This window comes from Viridibacillus arvi, from assembly GCF_001274945.1.
In the GTDB taxonomy this organism is placed as follows: Bacteria; Bacillota; Bacilli; order Bacillales_A; family Planococcaceae; genus Viridibacillus; species Viridibacillus arvi.
In genome coordinates this window covers 421,464-438,281 of sequence record NZ_LILB01000001.1, presented here as the reverse complement: position 1 = coordinate 438,281, position 16,818 = coordinate 421,464, and the positions used below count along the sequence as shown (strand labels likewise).

General features: G+C 33.1%; 17 protein-coding genes. 11 read left to right on the top strand and 6 right to left on the bottom strand.

Features of this window, described 5'->3' with window-relative positions; translation table 11 throughout:
* Nucleotides 1-97 precede the first annotated feature (97 nt).
* The gene (locus AMD00_RS02055; protein WP_053415436.1) at nucleotides 98-466 is read right to left on the bottom strand and encodes a hypothetical protein; all 369 of its coding nucleotides are present in this window, start codon (nucleotides 464-466) and stop codon (nucleotides 98-100) included.
* A gap of 288 nt (nucleotides 467-754) precedes the next feature.
* Here AMD00_RS02055 and dhaK point away from each other — a divergent pair, with 288 nt between their 5' ends.
* The 5 genes from dhaK (at nucleotide 755) to AMD00_RS02030 (ending at nucleotide 5,539) form a co-directional block, all read left to right on the top strand.
* Entirely contained in the window at nucleotides 755-1,741 is a 987-nt protein-coding gene (gene dhaK / locus AMD00_RS02050) for a dihydroxyacetone kinase subunit DhaK (protein WP_053415435.1), read from the top strand.
* A gap of 13 nt (nucleotides 1,742-1,754) precedes the next feature.
* A complete protein-coding gene (gene dhaL / locus AMD00_RS02045; protein ID WP_053415434.1) occupies nucleotides 1,755-2,363 on the top strand; it encodes a dihydroxyacetone kinase subunit DhaL in 609 nt (202 codons plus the stop codon).
* Nucleotides 2,353-2,730: a dihydroxyacetone kinase phosphoryl donor subunit DhaM gene (gene dhaM, locus AMD00_RS02040; RefSeq protein WP_211258598.1), complete on the top strand. Its 378-nt coding sequence runs from the start codon at nucleotides 2,353-2,355 to the stop codon at nucleotides 2,728-2,730. Before dhaL ends, dhaM begins: the two co-directional genes overlap by 11 nt.
* A 220-nt stretch (nucleotides 2,731-2,950) precedes the next feature.
* A complete protein-coding gene (locus AMD00_RS02035; protein ID WP_053415433.1) occupies nucleotides 2,951-3,640 on the top strand; it encodes a hypothetical protein in 690 nt (229 codons plus the stop codon).
* 429 nt (nucleotides 3,641-4,069) lie between these two features.
* On the top strand, nucleotides 4,070-5,539 hold the full coding sequence (locus tag AMD00_RS02030; RefSeq protein WP_053415432.1) for an ATP-binding cassette domain-containing protein: 1,470 nt from the start codon (nucleotides 4,070-4,072) through the stop codon (nucleotides 5,537-5,539).
* Nucleotides 5,540-5,736: 197 nt separating this feature from the next.
* Here AMD00_RS02030 and AMD00_RS02025 read toward each other — a convergent pair whose 3' ends face one another.
* A complete protein-coding gene (locus tag AMD00_RS02025) occupies nucleotides 5,737-6,975 on the bottom strand; it encodes an MDR family MFS transporter (RefSeq protein ID WP_053415431.1) in 1,239 nt (412 codons plus the stop codon).
* 97 nt (nucleotides 6,976-7,072) lie between these two features.
* Here AMD00_RS02025 and AMD00_RS02020 point away from each other — a divergent pair, with 97 nt between their 5' ends.
* Nucleotides 7,073-8,725 carry an ABC transporter substrate-binding protein gene (locus AMD00_RS02020; protein WP_053415430.1) on the top strand — a complete coding sequence of 551 codons (1,653 nt, stop codon included), beginning with the start codon at nucleotides 7,073-7,075 and terminating at the stop codon, nucleotides 8,723-8,725.
* Nucleotides 8,726-8,968: 243 nt separating this feature from the next.
* Here the strand turns inward: AMD00_RS02020 and AMD00_RS02015 are convergent, their stop codons facing one another.
* Nucleotides 8,969-10,153, bottom strand: a complete 1,185-nt coding sequence (locus AMD00_RS02015; protein ID WP_053415429.1) for an oxalate decarboxylase family bicupin — start codon at nucleotides 10,151-10,153, stop codon at nucleotides 8,969-8,971.
* Nucleotides 10,154-10,604: 451 nt separating this feature from the next.
* Here AMD00_RS02015 and AMD00_RS02010 point away from each other — a divergent pair, with 451 nt between their 5' ends.
* The 3 genes from AMD00_RS02010 (at nucleotide 10,605) to AMD00_RS02000 (ending at nucleotide 12,233) form a co-directional block, all read left to right on the top strand.
* A complete protein-coding gene (locus tag AMD00_RS02010; protein WP_053415428.1) occupies nucleotides 10,605-11,243 on the top strand; it encodes a nitroreductase family protein in 639 nt (212 codons plus the stop codon).
* A 176-nt stretch (nucleotides 11,244-11,419) separates the two neighbouring features.
* Nucleotides 11,420-11,848, top strand: a complete 429-nt coding sequence (locus AMD00_RS02005; RefSeq protein WP_053415427.1) for a MarR family winged helix-turn-helix transcriptional regulator — start codon at nucleotides 11,420-11,422, stop codon at nucleotides 11,846-11,848.
* A gap of 88 nt (nucleotides 11,849-11,936) precedes the next feature.
* Nucleotides 11,937-12,233: a putative quinol monooxygenase gene (locus tag AMD00_RS02000; protein ID WP_053415426.1), complete on the top strand. Its 297-nt coding sequence runs from the start codon at nucleotides 11,937-11,939 to the stop codon at nucleotides 12,231-12,233.
* 165 nt (nucleotides 12,234-12,398) lie between these two features.
* On the opposite strand, the gene AMD00_RS01995 is transcribed toward AMD00_RS02000, so the two are convergent.
* Nucleotides 12,399-13,025 (bottom strand): DUF1643 domain-containing protein, encoded by a 627-nt coding sequence (locus AMD00_RS01995; protein WP_053415425.1) that lies wholly within the window; start codon nucleotides 13,023-13,025, stop codon nucleotides 12,399-12,401.
* A 228-nt stretch (nucleotides 13,026-13,253) separates the two neighbouring features.
* On the opposite strand from AMD00_RS01995, the gene AMD00_RS01990 reads away from it, so the two are divergent.
* Complete coding sequence (locus tag AMD00_RS01990; RefSeq protein WP_053415424.1) at nucleotides 13,254-13,712, top strand: GNAT family N-acetyltransferase; 459 nt, start codon at nucleotides 13,254-13,256, stop codon at nucleotides 13,710-13,712.
* 93 nt (nucleotides 13,713-13,805) lie between these two features.
* On the top strand, nucleotides 13,806-14,060 hold the full coding sequence (locus tag AMD00_RS01985; protein WP_053415423.1) for a GlsB/YeaQ/YmgE family stress response membrane protein: 255 nt from the start codon (nucleotides 13,806-13,808) through the stop codon (nucleotides 14,058-14,060).
* 275 nt (nucleotides 14,061-14,335) lie between these two features.
* On the opposite strand, the gene AMD00_RS01980 is transcribed toward AMD00_RS01985, so the two are convergent.
* Nucleotides 14,336-15,898 carry an alkaline phosphatase family protein gene (locus AMD00_RS01980; RefSeq protein WP_053415422.1) on the bottom strand — a complete coding sequence of 521 codons (1,563 nt, stop codon included), beginning with the start codon at nucleotides 15,896-15,898 and terminating at the stop codon, nucleotides 14,336-14,338.
* A gap of 144 nt (nucleotides 15,899-16,042) precedes the next feature.
* Complete coding sequence (locus tag AMD00_RS01975) at nucleotides 16,043-16,585, bottom strand: 2'-5' RNA ligase family protein (RefSeq protein ID WP_053415421.1); 543 nt, start codon at nucleotides 16,583-16,585, stop codon at nucleotides 16,043-16,045.
* Between the last annotated feature and the right edge of the window lie 233 nt (nucleotides 16,586-16,818).

Here is a 16,818-nt window from a genome sequence, read left to right as displayed (position 1 = left end):
TGAATTTTAGGTATCTAAACCCGAATTCAATCGAAGATGCTTTTTTTATTTGTCTATACATTTGGGGTCAGTCCCGTAAAATCAACAAGCTCTTTTATCAAACTTTAATATCTTGGAGTGTTCCCCATACTACAGAAATATATGGCTTTGTTTTAACAATCAAATCTTTCATTAAAGAATCATTGAATGATACTTTAATAGATTCCTCGCCATTATTTTTAGTAATGACTAAACCTGCTACTTCTTGTAAGTCCAATTCCATTCGTATCCTTTTTTTGTCTCTCCAAATTAATCTTAGTCGATTTATCGCAGGTTCAATAATTACTTCAAGTATTTCGTTATCTCGTCTCAATACAAACGTGCTTTCGTTATAATACCAATCCAAGTCTTTGTCTAATATATCTGGTATTGATTCAAATATATCAATCAGTTCATACATTTCTGGGAAAGTTTCGATTGTATTCATCTTCTCTCTAATGTTTCTATAGTCTATCGATTATTAAAACGTTTTCTATAGTATAAATTATTATTATAATAATAATCTCATTTTTTATAATTTAAATTTTGAATTGTTTATCTCTAGATAAAGAAGCCAAATAGTTGCATTCATAAATTTATTACAGCGAATTGTATTAGAGTTCGCCTATTTTCCCGGTTAACTGCATAGATTGGTGTTAGCAGACAAATAGTAGAATGAAAGATATTATTTGTGCAACAATTTAAGATTATGCAGTTTTAATAGGGGGTATGAAGGATGAAGAAGATTATTAATCAACCTGAACAAGTACTAGTTGATATGTTAGCTGGATACAAGCTAGTGCACGATGACGTGACGTATTTAGAAGATACTCATGTCATTACACGCGCTCAATTTACATCAAATAAAGTCGGAATCATAAGTGGTGGTGGAAGTGGGCATGAGCCTGCACATGCGGGTTTTGTTGGTCTAGGGATGCTAGATGCGGCTGTATGTGGACATGTTTTTACCTCTCCTACACCCGATCAAGTATTTAGTGCTATAAAAGCTGCAGATCAAGGCTCTGGTGTTTTCCTTGTCATTAAGAATTATAGTGGGGATTGCATGAATTTTGAAATGGCAAAGGATCTAGCAGAGTTAGAAGATATTGCAGTAGACTACGTTATAGTCAATGATGATGTGGCTGTATTCGATAGTAGCTATACAGAGGGGCGTCGAGGAGTTGCCGGCACAATACTAGTGCATAAAATTATCGGTGCAGCCGCAGAAAAAGGGGCTTCACTTGAAGACATTAAGACGCTAGCAGAAAGTGTCGTAGCACATCTTGCCACTGTTGGCGTTGCTATAAAACCTGCCATTGTTCCTGAGGTTGGTAAGCCAGGTTTTGACTTAGATGAGGATGAAATGGAATTTGGTATTGGAATTCACGGAGAACCCGGTTATAGCCGTGAAAAAATCAAAACTTCTCGTGAGATTGCAGAAGAGTTAATTCATAAAATTGAAGTGGAAACCAAATGGACTACTGATCAAACTCTTGCTGTACTTATCAATGGTATGGGTGCTACGCCACTTATGGAACAATATATTTTCGCACATGATTGTTTAAATATATTGCAAGAAAAAGGCTACAAAGTACAATTTAAAAAAGTCGGAAATTACATGACTGCTATTGATATGGCAGGTGTGTCTTTAACATTATTACAATTAGAAGATGCGAAATGGCTTGAATATTTAACTGAAAGTACACTAGCGCCTGCTTGGTAAGGGGGAGTTTCTAATGATCATCACAAAAGAGTTAGCACAAAAATGGTTTACCGTATTTGCAGAAAAAGTGATTCAAGATAAAGAACAATTAAGTGAGTACGATCGTATTATTGGTGATGGAGACCATGGCATGAACATGGCAAGAGGAGCCCAACAATTACTCTCTTCATGGCAAGAAACGCCACCTGTTCATTTAGCAGATGTATTCAAGCAAGCTGCGATGAAATGGATTAGTGGGGTAGGCGGAGCATCAGGGCCACTATATGGTACAGCGTTTTTTGAAATGGCAAAAGCCATTGGCACGAAAGAAGAGTTACAGCATGAGGAATTAGTAAATGTCATCAAAGCTGGATTTGATGGGATAAGAAAACGAGGGAAATCAGAGGTCGGCCAGAAAACAATGCTAGATGTATGGGCACCAGCTATTGAATCCTTAGAAGAAAAACAGCTAACAACAGAGATATTAGAAACAACCCTAACAAAGGTTACTGCTTTAAAGGCAACAAAAGGCAGGGCATCCTTCTTAGGGGAGAGGTCTATTAACGAAGTAGATCCAGGTGCAGCTTCCTCAAAACTGTTTTTTGAAGCACTATTAGAAGCAGGTGATTTAAATGGTGACTAATATCGGTATTGTCATGGTGTCACATAGTAAAGATATCGCAAAAGGTTTATATGACTTAATACTCCAAGTTGCGCCTAATGTGTCTATCACATATGTTGGTGGAACAGTGGATGGTGATATTGGCACCAGCTTTGAAACAGTTCAACAGGCAATTGAAGAAAATACATGTGATCAACTGTTCGCTTTTTATGATTTAGGTAGTGCCAAGATGAATCTTGAAATGGCTGCGGAACTCTCAGAGAAAGAAATTGAAATTATGGACGTCTCGTTTATTGAAGGTGTCTATTGTACTGCTGCATTATTTGAAATGAATGCAGATTTACCTGCAGTTATAAATGAGTTAGAGAAATTAATGATAAAAAGATAAGGCTAAATTAACTCTAAAAGTCTTTTAAAGTTTTATAAAAACCACCTCTTTTGTTATTATTAGAGGTGATTTTTTATTGTATTTTTATGTTAAAGTTGATGTGGAGATAGTGAAGAAATGTACTTAAACAAAAAGGTCTGTTTGGTTGATCAAGGCGTGTATTAAAAATGTTAATTATTCTTGTAGTATTTAATTAACACGAAAAATGGGAGTGATTCATATGGGAAATACGCTATTTACCGCATTTAGTCTTTCAGGTAACAAAGGATTAAAAAGCCATTTAAAAATGAGAGAGAATTCAAATCGTTTTACCCTCGTTCAATCTACGGTAATATCTAATAATGTAATGCAGTATCTTTATGAACGCAATGGAATACAAATTTATAGCTTTGCATTTCTATTAGAGGACGAAAACGACATTGATTCGTATCTTTTTATTGAAAACAATGAAATATATGAACAATTTGTTTCTCATCTAAAGGAAAAAAATGCAAATGAGCTAAGCATTGACGTATATTTAGATGTTCATAATCACAAGGAAACAGAGCAGAAGTTAAATCAATTGTTCCAAAAAGAAAAAGATACGGAAGAGGAATCGTATTATTGTCATTTATTTGGTCAACAAATGTGGCATGGTAATGCTTATATGGTTGCGAATCGTGCTGCATTACTAGGAATAAAAGAGGCGATTGAAGTTGCTTTAGAAAATGAAGAGTCGAGAGTAACAATGTTTCCTTCTGATGGGGAAGCCTATGATTTGTTTATCAAATGTACAAATGAAGGGTTTGATTGGGAACAAATTAATTTACCTTATCATAATCCAGAGGTAATTGAAAATGACAAAGACCAAACAAAAAAACCTGCTAAATTTTTTGAAAGATTTAAAAGGATATTAGCATTTGCGGATTAATATATGTAAATCCAAGCGAAAGTGAAGTAGTTAAAATTAATTCTAAATCTACTATTGACCTTTTTCTAAAATCAATATTTACATACTAAGTTCGTTTTACCGTTATTATGAAATCAAAATCCGTTCTATAATATCCAATATTTTCATATATAGTTAAACTTTGATTGACATTCAAATTTACTTTATGCTATATTTCGTGTAATAACTTTGAAGGGAAGATGAGTGGACAATGTTAAACTAATTCTATTTTTTACAAAAAAGTATATATATGTACTTGTAAAATTGGATTAGTCTGCTCATTTATCATATTTCGAAGAACCTAATACGTTAAAAATAGGTTTATTTGTTATGAATAAATATATGAATCGACTAATCCTTCCAAATTAATGGGAGGATTTTTTGTTTCCTCTCATCCTAGAGGTGATTTGAATGACAGAGAATATTCTTATAAAAAATATGACATTTAAATACTTAGCGATGTTAAAACCGATTTTTAAAAATGTAAATTTAAACATCAACGAGAATTGGAAATTAGGACTTATTGGCAGAAATGGGCGAGGAAAAACAACCTTTTTAAAAATACTTTTAAACCAACTTGAGTATAAAGGTTCAATACAGTCAACATTAGATTTTAAATACTTCCCGTCTTATCCAAATATTCATAATAATTTAACCGCTTTAGAAGTGTTACTAAAACAAAACCCACAGATTGATATTTGGCAAATTGAGCGTGAGTTAACCTATATGGATTTATCGCATGACATTTTAGATAAAAGTTTTAATGTATTAAGTGGTGGGGAACAAACAAAACTCTTGTTAATTGAGCTATTTTTGAATGAAAATTCATTTCCTCTTATTGATGAACCGACAAATAATTTAGATTTACATGGTAGAAAAATCGTTAGTCAATATTTAATGAAAAAAAAGGGGTTTATTGTAATTAGCCATGATGAGTCTTTTTTAAATCAATTCGTTGATCATGTTTTAGCCATCAATAAAGAATCGATTGACATGATTAGAGGTAATGTGGATACGTGGAAATATGAAAAAGCAAATGCAGATATGCTTTCTGAGGAAAAGAATGCCAAACTAAAAACGGAAATTAACCGACTAAATGATGTTTCCAAACAAATGAGTACTTGGGGGCAAAAAAGAGAGAATAGTACAAAAGATGCCTCAGCAAGACGACTAGCTGCAAAACAAATGAAAAGAGCGAAAGCAGTTAAAAAACGAACAGAAGTGATGATTGTAGAAAAGGAAAGTCTTCTTCATAATATCGAAAATGTTTCTGAACTCAAAATGATAGTTAAACAGCCAAGAAAACAGGTTTTATTCTTTCGGGATTTTTCGATTTTAAGAGATGGGATACCTCTTTTTAAACCGATTAATATAGATGTACATCCAACTGAACGATTTTTTATTGAGGGGGAAAATGGTGTCGGTAAGTCTACTCTATTAAATTTTATACTTGGAGTAGAGCACCTAGAAACTATAGGTGAATATCGAATAAGTCTACCTCAACATCTATCAATACTGAGTCAAAAAAACCAAGTGGATTTAGATTATTTTTCACTGCTCAATCAATTATCTACAAAAGAAGCAAAAGAAGAATATTGGCATCTATTATATCAATTAGGAATTGAACGTTCTAGTTTTTCCGATAAATCTAGTGATAATTGGAGCGCTGGTGAACAGAAAAAAGTCTTTTTAGCAAATGCATTATTAGGAGAAAATGAGTTGTTTATTTGGGACGAGGTAACCAACTATTTAGATATGTTCGTGATAAATCAAATGATAGATGCGATAAAGAAATATCAACCAACTATGATTGGAGTAGACCATAATGAATATTTCACTAATGCTATAGCTACAAAAAAGATAGAATTAAAATCTTTTTGATAAATGATTTTAGTGTAGTAGTAAATGAAATCAATTGAAGTACAAGAAAAGGATAGAGAGCAAATTTATTTTGCTCACTTATCCTTGCATTGAAATAACAATTTCTGTGCAGTATTAAAAACAAGTTAACGAAAGTACAATTTACAATAATAAGGCCCCATCGTTTAAACCTATTAATATATATTTGTACAGACATTTTATCTATTTAAGACCAATCTAATCTTTCCTGTATAAAATAATGCGCTATATATTAAAGCAATTCCTGACATAACGATAATACCTATGAAGATAGACATCTCCCAAGGGGCTAAAAACGCTCCCAAAATAAGCGCACCACTACTAATCATACTCGCCCCATTGAAGCCTAGCCCAGAGAAAGCAAGATATGACCCCCTTTTATCTGGCGGTATACAATTAGCCTGCTCCGTTTGAAATACAGGAGAGTACATGAGCTCACCTAAAGTTGCCAATGCTCCAAAAAGTAATAGGAGATAGAAATGATTCGAAGAGGTTAAGAAGGTATAACCCAATCCATACACTGCAAGCCCTAATAGGATTGATTTCTTATTATTCATTGTATTTGTCCATCTTGAAACTAAAAAAGTGAAGCATACTACAAGTAAAGTGTTTTCAAAGCTCAGCAAGCTAAACATTCGAACTCCTTCAATTTCAAAGCCAAAAATCTTCACCGATTTAAAGGTTTCCGCAAGCCGAACACTAATATAGCTACTTAATGAAAACTCCGCAGAAAAGATAAACATCATACCTAATGTCAATTTCACAAAACGATGATCCATTAAAGCTGTTTTATAGTTACTAATTAAATCTAACAATATATTATCATGTTGTTTTTCTATTGATGGTACAGAATCGTCCTGCAGCCAAATAAGATATGCAATTGCGATAAAAATAGTAGTTAGTGTCAAAAAGCTAAATAACATAATTTGATGATCCATATAAAGAAGACCACCTAAAATTGCACCAAAGCTAATTGATAAATTCAATAGCCAGTAATCAATCGCGAAGACAGCTTTCCGGTTTTCAGCTGTTGTAGAATCTAATATAATCGCCTGCATGGCTGGTCGTCCAAGATTACTAGATATAACATAAATAAGATACAACGTAGTAAACAACCAAATTAGACGTTTATTTGGAATCAAACAAAGCGTCATCAACAATAATAGTGCAAATGTCGTAAAAGAAGTTAGTAACAGCACCTTTTTTCGACGAAAACGGTCCGCTATATAACCTCCAACTAAATTAGTAGCAAAATTAATTCCAACTGATAGAAGTAGCAGGGAGCCAGCAAATACTTTATTCACTTCATGAGCAAAAAACAAAGCGATAAATGGCATAACTGCATTAAAAGCCATTCGATTAAAAAAAGATGTTATTAATCTCAATTTAATATTTTGTGGTAAATCTTTCAATTTCATATTGCCTACCTCCTAGATTTACTTTATATTAAACTGGACTAATAAGTTAAAAAAGAGACAATTTTATATATTATGTCCACTTTTAGAGGTGACTACTATGGAAGCAGCTTTACTGAAAATCTATCGATCATTTCAATCAGGTACAGTAAAACAAAAGGAGTTAGCAGAAATACTTGAACTAAGTGCAAAGCAAACATCGAGATTATTACATAGATGGGAGAAAGAAGGGTGGCTTAACTATACACCTGGAAAGGGGCGAGGAGTTCAATCTTCTTTGAGTTGGTTACGTAATATAGAGGAATATTATGAAGGTGAAATGCAAGCTAAATTAAAAAATGAATCAGTGGAAGAAGCAGCGAAGTATTTAAACTTTGATTGGTCTGCAGGAGCAAAACAAAGACTTACAAAGATTTTTCAATCAAGATTCGGTTACGAACAAGACGGAACAGACAAATTAATCATTCCTAAAAGGCATCCCTTTATTACAATTAATCCAATAGAAGCAGCCGATGCTTATAGTGCAAATCTCGTATCAAACTTATATAACCGCCTAGTCCATGTTGATGCTAACGGTGATGTAACGTCGGAAATTGCTCATAGTTGGGAGCAGGATAACGGTAGACTACGACTTTATTTAAGAAAAGATATCCATTTTCATGACGGGTCAATTCTAACTTCAGAAGACGTAGTGAATTGCCTCAATAAGCTACGAAATCATCCAACCTATCAAAAAATATGGGCACCAGTAGAAGCAATTGTTTCTCCAGCACCTCTTGTGGTGGAACTGCATACGACATGTAGTTATTGTTTACAGCTTTTAGGATTAATTAGTGCAAGTATTTTCAAAGAAACCAACGATCAATTATATGGTACAGGTGCATTCTTTTTAGAAAAAAGTTCCCCTTCGATAACTATCTTAAAAGCCTTTTCAGAATATTTTCAAGAGAGGCCATTGTTAGATACTGTTGAATTTGTTACTGTACCAAAGGATTTTGATAAAATTTACCGTTCATCTCAAACTACATCCACAGATACTATAGATGTGCAAAGTGATTCTGGTTTTGGAATTGTCATATTAAATATTTGTCACGAATCAGCTATACAAAATAAAGCGTTACGTCAGTTTATTCATCATATAATAGCAAGACATCGAAAAGAAATTGTAGATTTAAATCAATATCATCATAATTATTCTCCAAATCATAATGGTTTCCTAATTGGTCACAGTAAGCCATATACAATCGCAGAAGTCGAGTGTCCAAAAGTAGAAAAACCGTTAGTTATAGAGTATGTAAATTATACAAAGGATCTAACGATGTGGTTGAAAAACCTATTAGAACATGAAGGTATTCCGGTAGAACTGCGTTATGTGACATTTCAAGATCAACTAAATAATCGTTGTTTAACAAATAAAGCCGATATTATCATACATGGAGAGATATTTGAGTTAAATCAACAGCTCTCATTCTTTCAATTTATGACAAGTGATAATTCTGCCGCTTCTGATGTAGTAAACGCCCATCCATTAATTACTGATCTAATTCAAAAATATGTTGAAACACCATTTGAAGAATGGACCAATCTAAATTTACAAATAGAAAGAAAATGTATCGATGAGTCTATTTTAATTCCTTTATATTATGAAAAACGTATTATTCCTTTCTCAACTGATATTCAAAATGTAACAATTAAGCATTTTGGCTATGTTGATTTCTCTAAATTGTGGATGAAACCATTAAATACGGATTAGTAATCTGATTCCATAAACTTTGTTCCATACAAGCATTTAAGCAAGTACTCTTTAATTTACCTTAAAACTATTTTACATAAATAGTTATTTTTTATGTAAGGGGCTTTCTTAAACTAAAAAAGGATGTCTCACGTTTTAACGTGGGGCATCCTTTTATAAGTTATTAAATATTAAAAAACGACAAAAGGCGACTATAAAAATTGGTTCTTTGATTTTCTAAACTAAGTAAGAGTTAAAAATCTCTTACCTTGGATAGTAAGAAAATCCAGGGAACTTAACAACAGGATACTTTACTTTTCTTAGGGCATTCAATACTTCTGGTCCAATATGCAAATTATCTGCTACTAGGTCAGAAGGTGTAAGCGCCATCCATTGGTTTAAAGACACATCAGCAAACCGATCACTCTTGAACATTTCCAAAAACCACAGACTTTCAGTGCCAGTATTTTGAATATAGTGTCCATTAGCAAGTGGCACATAACCGACATCTCCAGCACGATAATCAAATGTTCGAGCTATACCGTTTCCACTAAATACCGTCATGCGTCCCTGTCCAGACAGGTAATACTGCCACTCGTCGTTATTTGGATGCCAATGCAGTTCTCTCATTGCACCCGGTTCAATCTTCACAAGTGCCGCAGCGATTTTTTTGGAGATAGGGAAGTTTGAGGAGTCTACTATGCGTACAGTGCCTCCAGGTATTTGCATTGGTTTTTGCGCTAATAACTTGTGCTTGAACGTTTCAGGAATCGTTCCATATGGGGATTGTACATTTTCACTTTGCAGAGGACCTGGAACCTTATCTTGAAAAATATACACCTGCTCTGTAGGTATGTTGTCAAACGCACTTATAGGTACGCCAAAATTAGCAGACAATACATCTTTTGGCGTGTGAGCAAACCAATCTGAGATGGATAAAGTATTCAAGTCAGAAAAAGCACCGTCATCGAAAACGAGTAGGAATTCACAATGTTCTAACCCTTGGATTGAATGTGGTAGCCCAGGTGGGAAGTACCAAAGATCGCCTGGTCCTACATCTGCAATGAAGTTACGACCTTCAGAATCAATGGATGTAATTCGAGCATGACCTGATATCATAAAAGACCATTCTGCTTGTTGATGCCAATGTAACTCTCGAACACCACCAGCCGTCAAGCTCATATTTACACCAGCAAGAGTAGTAGCTATCGGCAATTCTCTAACAGTAATCTCTCTTGACCACCCACCATGATTTAACGTCATAGAGGTGTCTGAGAATGAAAAACGCATATTAGAGAGCAAACCAGCATCTGTCTTGGGTGGAACTAACATATCAGGGTTTTCAATATCCCTCATAATATCTCGGGGTCCAGTATCATATCCTCCTTCGCCGTTACTTCGGATAGGCTGGGGTATATTTTCTTCTATATTTTCGTTAGGATTATCCATTTCATTAACTCCTTTCATGATGACTCGCGAAATATAAACATACATAATGATATATGATGAGCATTCTGTCTAAATGACTAACAACCTGAAGCAAAAGCATTTTCTCCATAAGGTGTAGAACTACAAACTGAATAAAAGAAGTGAAAGAGTGAATAAATAAGTCGAACAGAGCATCCCTTGAATTTCAAGTGATGTTTTTTTATTAAAAAAACCAATGGCTTTAAAGTGTAGAAACTATTCAATTTCCAACGCAAAATTTCAGGAGTGGAATCTTCAACTAATGTTCTTTTTTTGAGTTGAAACACTTTTGTTTATTGTTAAATTTCGGTAAGTGAATCTTAAGTGTTGCATATTTCTCGAATTTATATTATATTACTTGATGCGTCAATTATTGATATATCAAACATTGATGCATCAATTAATGTGAATTTAGAAAAAGGAGCTCTATATCATGTCCAAATATCAAAAAACGAATGATTTCAATGAAATTGTATACGGTCGTCGTTCCATTAAGGAATATGACCCAACGGTAAAAATTAGCCGTGAAGAAATGAGTGAAATTTTAACTCAAGCTACGAAAGCACCCTCTTCAATTAATATGCAGCCTTGGCGCTTTGTCGTCATTGACAGTGAAGAAGGGAAAGCAATACTAGCTCCTCTTTCCAAATTCAACAAGGATAAAGTCTTGAGCTCATCTGCAGTAATCGCTGTCTTCGCTGACCTAAATAATATTGATTATGCCGAAGAAATTTACAGCAAAGCCGTTGAACTTGGATATATGCCTCAGGAAGTTAAAGAACTTCAATTGAATGCTTTTAAACCGCTCTATGAAAAGATGTCATATGAAAAAATGAAAGATACCGTTATGCTCGATGCTGGTCTTGTTTCAATGCAACTCATGCTTGTTGCCCGTGCCTACGGTTATGACACGAATGCTATCGGTGGTTATGAGAAAGACCTGATTGCTGAAGCCTATGGTCTGGACAAAGATCGCTATATTCCAGTTATGTTAATTTCCATTGGCAAAGCCATTAATGATGGTTTCCAATCATATCGCTTGCCAGTAGATACAATCACAAAATGGAAATAAGATAAATTGGTATGTTTCATTTAGATAGATAACAATCAAGTATTGGTAAATTAGCATACGGTTTGCATGTTAGATGAATTTGTATTATCTTTATTGAGGAGTCAATGATTGAGCGCTCAATAAAATAATAGACACTCTTATATGTTGACTTCATAAAGTACTTAGGAGGTCAGTTGATGCAATGTTCACTTTCAAATCAGGAACAAATCTTACATCTGCTTAAAGGACTTAATAATCAAATTAGCCCTAAATTTGAGCGGTGTACGGGCATTAGCTCAACACGCTTTGAATTGCTACACCAGCTTTATGAAACAGAAGAAATTAATCAGTCTAACCTACAAAAAGCTGTAAATATTGACAGTGCTGCTATTACCCGTCATCTAAAACAACTTGAGGCAAACGGTATGGTGACAAGACGAAGAAACCCTACAGATAATCGAGTGATTTTTGTTCGACTTACAGAGGAAGGGCGTAAGCGAATTGTCGGTTACAAAAAAGAAAAGATTAATTTTGTGAACCAAATGCTTATTGATTTTAACCAAGAAGATTTAGAATCCCTATCTGACATGCTAAATCGTATGCAAAATAATATCAGTGAATACTGAAATTTTTTGATTCACTAAATCAAATGAACTGGATCTTATCAAATGTAAGATTTTAGTTCAATCAATTTAATTAAAAGGATGTCTAACAATGATTATTATTCACGCAAAACTTCAAGTAAAACCGGACCAAGAACAAGCATTCTTGGAAGAAACTAAAACACTTCTTAAAGCTTCAAGAGCTGAAGAAGGTAACATAAGCTATGATTTGATGAAATCTACTGAACAAGAGTACCATTATACAATGGTTGAACTATGGAAAGATGCAGAAGCTACTGCAATCCATAATACAAGTGAACATTTCACTGCTTTCATTCAAAAAGCTCAAGCATTTATGGCTGCACCAATGGATCTTAAAGTATTCAGCGGAGAACCTGTAAAATCATAATTTAGTATTAAATATTAAACACCCCAAGGAGGTTATTCTTGGGGTGTTTGTTTATATCAATAAATTTAAATGCATCTAAAAATACTTAATATTGAAACTATTTATAATGTAAAGGCTCTATTACAATAAAAATAGTCATTTCTTTTCTTTTATTTACTGGTAAATTCATATGATAAATCTTGATTTGGTTGTAATTTTAATATCACGTACTTTAAGAAGGTCTTCAATTGATTTACGTGAAGGGTGGCCAGGATTTCCTTTGGTTGTAAGGGAGCTTATATTTCTATATTTAAACATATACAGACAATTTTCTTTTTTATGTTTCTTTAGAATATTTGATACGGATAAGACAGCTTTATCATGCAGCTCTTTTGAAAACTTATTCTTCGGTACATTTCCCCAAGCAAGAACTATAATATCGCTTAATTTAATTATTTCGTTTATTTTTTTGAAATTGTCTTTCATTGTTTTTTCGAATGATTTAGTATTGTTTTCTATTTCGTGAACCAATAAGTGTGAGTTTGGTTCGTAGAAAGGGAATAAGTTTAATATATTGATGACTCCATATTGAAATTGACTATTATCTCTGAAAAAAGAGCAAACTTTATTTATCGTTGGATCAGAATTTTCTCTACTTGCGTTCTGAGGATTCATCATTATTACTGTAGCGCTTGATTTTGACTGAAGTGGAGTTTTAAGTTGCAAAAAATAACGTATAGTATTATCTGCTTCTGGATAAATATTAGAGACTATGATTTTTTCTGGGTATGAATATTTTTGATTTTTATTCATGTTTAACAATCCCTTCTTCATCTTTTGCATGTTTATAAAATATACCAAAACTTAATATATATATAAATTGATATTTTTGTTTAGTTTTAGTTAATGGATATCTTGTTTTCTACAATACTTCTCAATTTTTGAGAAGTATATAGATATTAATGACTTTTATGCCATGAAATAAGTTACAATTATTAAAAAAGTTTAATGCAGGACAAACTTAAAAGGAAGGTGAGTTAAATGAAAATAAGAAGATTAATCGCAACAGACAATATACCAATGGATTTATTGTTACAAGCCGATCCTTCCGAAGAGATTGTATTAGAGTATCTACAAAGAGGTGAATGCTTTGTAATGGAGGATGAAGATAGTATTATTGGTGTATATGTTTTAATACCTACACGTCCAGAAACTGCGGAGTTAGTGAATGTTTCTATTCAAGAAGAGCAACAAGGGAAAGGCTTAGGTAAAATGCTAATTCAGCATTCCATTGCTACTGCCAAGTCAAAAAAATATAAAACAATAGAAGTTGGAACAGGCAATTCAAGCATTTCACAAATTGCTCTTTACCAAAAATGTGGATTCCGTATCACACATATAGATAGAGACTTCTTTATACGACATTATGCAGAGCCAATTTTTGAAAATGGTATTCAATGTACAGATATGGTCCGACTTTCTCAAGATTTACACTATTAGTAAAGGTAAATATTTCATAAGTTATTTTGGTATATTTCCTCTTTTATTACTTAAGCTATACAGAATAGTGTAGTTTAGAAAGGAGGTTAAATCATGTTTAGTTTTCTTTGGTTCTTAATTATCGGTGGTGTTCTAGGATGGGTAGCAAGCATGATTATAGGTAAGGATATACCAGGTGGAATTATAGGTAATATTATTGCCGGTATTATTGGAGCTTGGATAGGTGGGAAATTATTAGGCAGGTGGGGACCAACCTTAAGTGATTTCTATATTTTCCCGGCTTTACTTGGTTCAATAATATTGATACTCATCGTAAGCTTTATTTTGAAGTTAATGCATAAAGATTAAAACCTGAGCATTTGCTCAGGTTTTTTTTACTAACCGTAGATTCTAAATAACAGGAGTTAGGATTGGTGCGCAAAATCCATTCCTTTGGAAGATATAAGTAACTGAACTTGAAAATTTTTATCAATAAAACCTATCAGATCGGTTTGAAATTGTAGTTGGGGAAAGAGCAGGACTTATATCAGGCTATACAGAATATTTATTTCAATTAAAATCAAAAACAACAAAGTCCATTTCTGTCAAAAACGGCTTATACCTATTTGATAAATTGATCGGAGTCACATTGTTAAATTAATAATCCATTTTTTAATGTCAACAAGTCTATTGTATTCAGGTTTTTCATGTGTACCAGCGATTATTAGCGGAACAAGAGAATCGATTTTGTGTAAAGAACCATGTGCTCCTCCACCAGCATGGTTGTGACTATGTTTTTCTATGAATTCAAAGTGTGGCTTAGCATCTACAATAATAAATTGACCTTCATGTGAATGTAGAGCACCATTAAGTCTTGCGAGAGCATCCGGATAATCGCCATATTTGATAAGACCTTGATTATCAATTTCCAAATTTAAAATGGAATAATCACCATCTAAGTTCCATGATTGGTTATACAGATCCTTATAGGGTCCATTTGGAGAAAATGTGAAATTCTTATCTGATTGTGGAGAAATAACATAGTTTGTTTCTCCCTCTTTCCATGCAATAATACCAATTCGGTTATCTTTCTTTAATGTCTTTATTATATTTGAAATTTCAATGTTTTCTTTAATTAAGTTAATGTACGCCATTCTTTCGTTAATCGCGATTGCAATTTCGCCATTCTTCTTCTTACGTTCCCAAAAAGTATAGTTTTTTAAAACATCATTTAAATCGATTAGTGAAGTGTTCTTATCTTTAATAATCTTAGATTGGGCACTATCTCCATGCACGATCCAAATTACCTGATTAATCGCTTCTTCCCAAGTCGGATAAGAATTGAGTATCTCTTGAAGATATTGATCTGCTTTTTCAATTGGCTCTATATATTCTGGCCCGTTTTTGTGTAAATCCTTGTCTGCATCTGGTAGATAGGCCAGAGTAAAAGCGGGCATTTTATTATTTTTAATTAAAAATTTTAACTCGTTAACAGTAAATTGATTATTTACGCCCATACTTTTCCATGCAAACTTTTGACGATCATTATTGGGATCATATTGAGACAATGTTCCCAAAGAAAGTAATGATGGTCCGTTGATATCTATTTCATTTGGTAGAAGGCCCATTGCTGAAATTAGTTTTGGGACATTTAATTGATGGTGAAAACTTCCACGATATAATAGTCCGTTAATAGAGGCAGATTGAATGTTACCCATTGAGAGTTCTTCATGAATGGTCTGAACATTTTTGCTCAAATGCTCTTTGTTTAAATTTACAATACCATCGAAGACAACATTTTTAACTCCAAGGCTCCAAATTTCACTTATCCCACTTCCATAACTAATAACTCGATTTTCATCTTTCTTAAACCAAATAAGACCTGGGATCTTATGTTGATCAGCATAAGTACCAGTCAACAAAGTGCTGTCAATCGTAACGGACATTGTAGGATAAGAGCTAATTACTTCTGGGTAGAATTGTCCGTTTTTTATTAAAAATGAAAAGGCAGGTGCTTTTCTTTCTTGAATAGCTTTTTGGATGGACTGACTCATAAGAGAGTCTACAGTGATGAGTATGACAGGTTTTTGCTTTATATTGATAACAGTGTTGCTAATATCTTTGGTAGGCGACATTGAAAAGGCAAATGCAAGACAAACTATCAAGAAAATGAATACTATAACGGCTACGACTATTTTATATTCCATATTTTCACCCTTTTATTGTAGTAGACAATTAGTGTGGTTTATATTGGAAGAAAGATACGTTAAATTAAAATTTAGCCTTATAAAGACAGTGACAGGTAAAAAGAACTCATTATTTAAAATCCAGTCTATTTTGATAAGAGAATATTACTTTTCAATAAATTTCTTTGAGTAAATAATTGGTGCTTTATTTTTAATAGATACATCAATAAGAGCGATTTCTTTTATTTGACCAGATATAGTAGCATTTCTTTTTGAACAGTAATCAAATGCTTTAGATAACTTTTCAGGAGATAATCTATTCGCTATAGTGCAATGTGGTATCCAACGATTCGGTAGGTACATTGAATTTGGGTCATCATTAAACTGGTCAAAATTTTTATTATGGTTAGTATGTAATTCAATCAAATCTGCTGTAACGGTTGGTGATAAGAACAATGCTCCCGAATTTAAAAATGAACCAATTGTATTAAAAGTAATATCAATCGCCTGCTTATCTTCATAATAAACATCCAATTTTTTTATAAAATAAGATAGGCTTAAGTCATTATAGCCTGCTAATGTAATATGCGGTATCCTATCTTCCACTTCATATGCATAAAAGGAAATTGACTTTTCTTTTAACTCTTTCCAAATATCTTTAATAATCTGATCAGTTTGTTCGTCAAAAATAGCTATTAATCCGTACATAATAATTCCACCTTTTTCTACGAAACTGCTTCGTTAGTTTAAATATATTTTGTCGCAATCTTTATAGTAATATTAACATAAATATCCATTTTGATAATCGATTTAATATAAGCGAAATCTATAGATGCAAAATAATTTCAATTTAATCTTTATTAGAAATGATCAATCGAAATCTTATTAACAATAGGAACGACAGAGAGGGCTGTAGAATGTTTTAATAAAGCTAATTATCA

What these genes read in the sequence shown, in the direction of transcription:
- AMD00_RS01975 (WP_053415421.1), bottom strand. Translation starts at nt 16,585, where the DNA reads ATGTACGGATTAATAGCTATTTTTGACGAACAAACTGATCAGATTATT.
- AMD00_RS02010 (WP_053415428.1), top strand. Translation starts at nt 10,605, where the DNA reads ATGTCCAAATATCAAAAAACGAATGATTTCAATGAAATTGTATACGGT.
- AMD00_RS02015 (WP_053415429.1), bottom strand. Translation starts at nt 10,153, where the DNA reads ATGGATAATCCTAACGAAAATATAGAAGAAAATATACCCCAGCCTATC.
- dhaL (WP_053415434.1), top strand. Translation starts at nt 1,755, where the DNA reads ATGATCATCACAAAAGAGTTAGCACAAAAATGGTTTACCGTATTTGCA.
- AMD00_RS01980 (WP_053415422.1), bottom strand. Translation starts at nt 15,898, where the DNA reads ATGGAATATAAAATAGTCGTAGCCGTTATAGTATTCATTTTCTTGATA.
- AMD00_RS01995 (WP_053415425.1), bottom strand. Translation starts at nt 13,025, where the DNA reads ATGAATAAAAATCAAAAATATTCATACCCAGAAAAAATCATAGTCTCT.
- AMD00_RS01985 (WP_053415423.1), top strand. Translation starts at nt 13,806, where the DNA reads ATGTTTAGTTTTCTTTGGTTCTTAATTATCGGTGGTGTTCTAGGATGG.
- AMD00_RS02035 (WP_053415433.1), top strand. Translation starts at nt 2,951, where the DNA reads ATGGGAAATACGCTATTTACCGCATTTAGTCTTTCAGGTAACAAAGGA.
- AMD00_RS01990 (WP_053415424.1), top strand. Translation starts at nt 13,254, where the DNA reads ATGAAAATAAGAAGATTAATCGCAACAGACAATATACCAATGGATTTA.
- dhaM (WP_211258598.1), top strand. Translation starts at nt 2,353, where the DNA reads ATGGTGACTAATATCGGTATTGTCATGGTGTCACATAGTAAAGATATC.
- dhaK (WP_053415435.1), top strand. Translation starts at nt 755, where the DNA reads ATGAAGAAGATTATTAATCAACCTGAACAAGTACTAGTTGATATGTTA.
- AMD00_RS02030 (WP_053415432.1), top strand. Translation starts at nt 4,070, where the DNA reads ATGACAGAGAATATTCTTATAAAAAATATGACATTTAAATACTTAGCG.
- AMD00_RS02025 (WP_053415431.1), bottom strand. Translation starts at nt 6,975, where the DNA reads ATGAAATTGAAAGATTTACCACAAAATATTAAATTGAGATTAATAACA.
- AMD00_RS02020 (WP_053415430.1), top strand. Translation starts at nt 7,073, where the DNA reads ATGGAAGCAGCTTTACTGAAAATCTATCGATCATTTCAATCAGGTACA.
- AMD00_RS02055 (WP_053415436.1), bottom strand. Translation starts at nt 466, where the DNA reads ATGAATACAATCGAAACTTTCCCAGAAATGTATGAACTGATTGATATA.
- AMD00_RS02005 (WP_053415427.1), top strand. Translation starts at nt 11,420, where the DNA reads ATGCAATGTTCACTTTCAAATCAGGAACAAATCTTACATCTGCTTAAA.
- AMD00_RS02000 (WP_053415426.1), top strand. Translation starts at nt 11,937, where the DNA reads ATGATTATTATTCACGCAAAACTTCAAGTAAAACCGGACCAAGAACAA.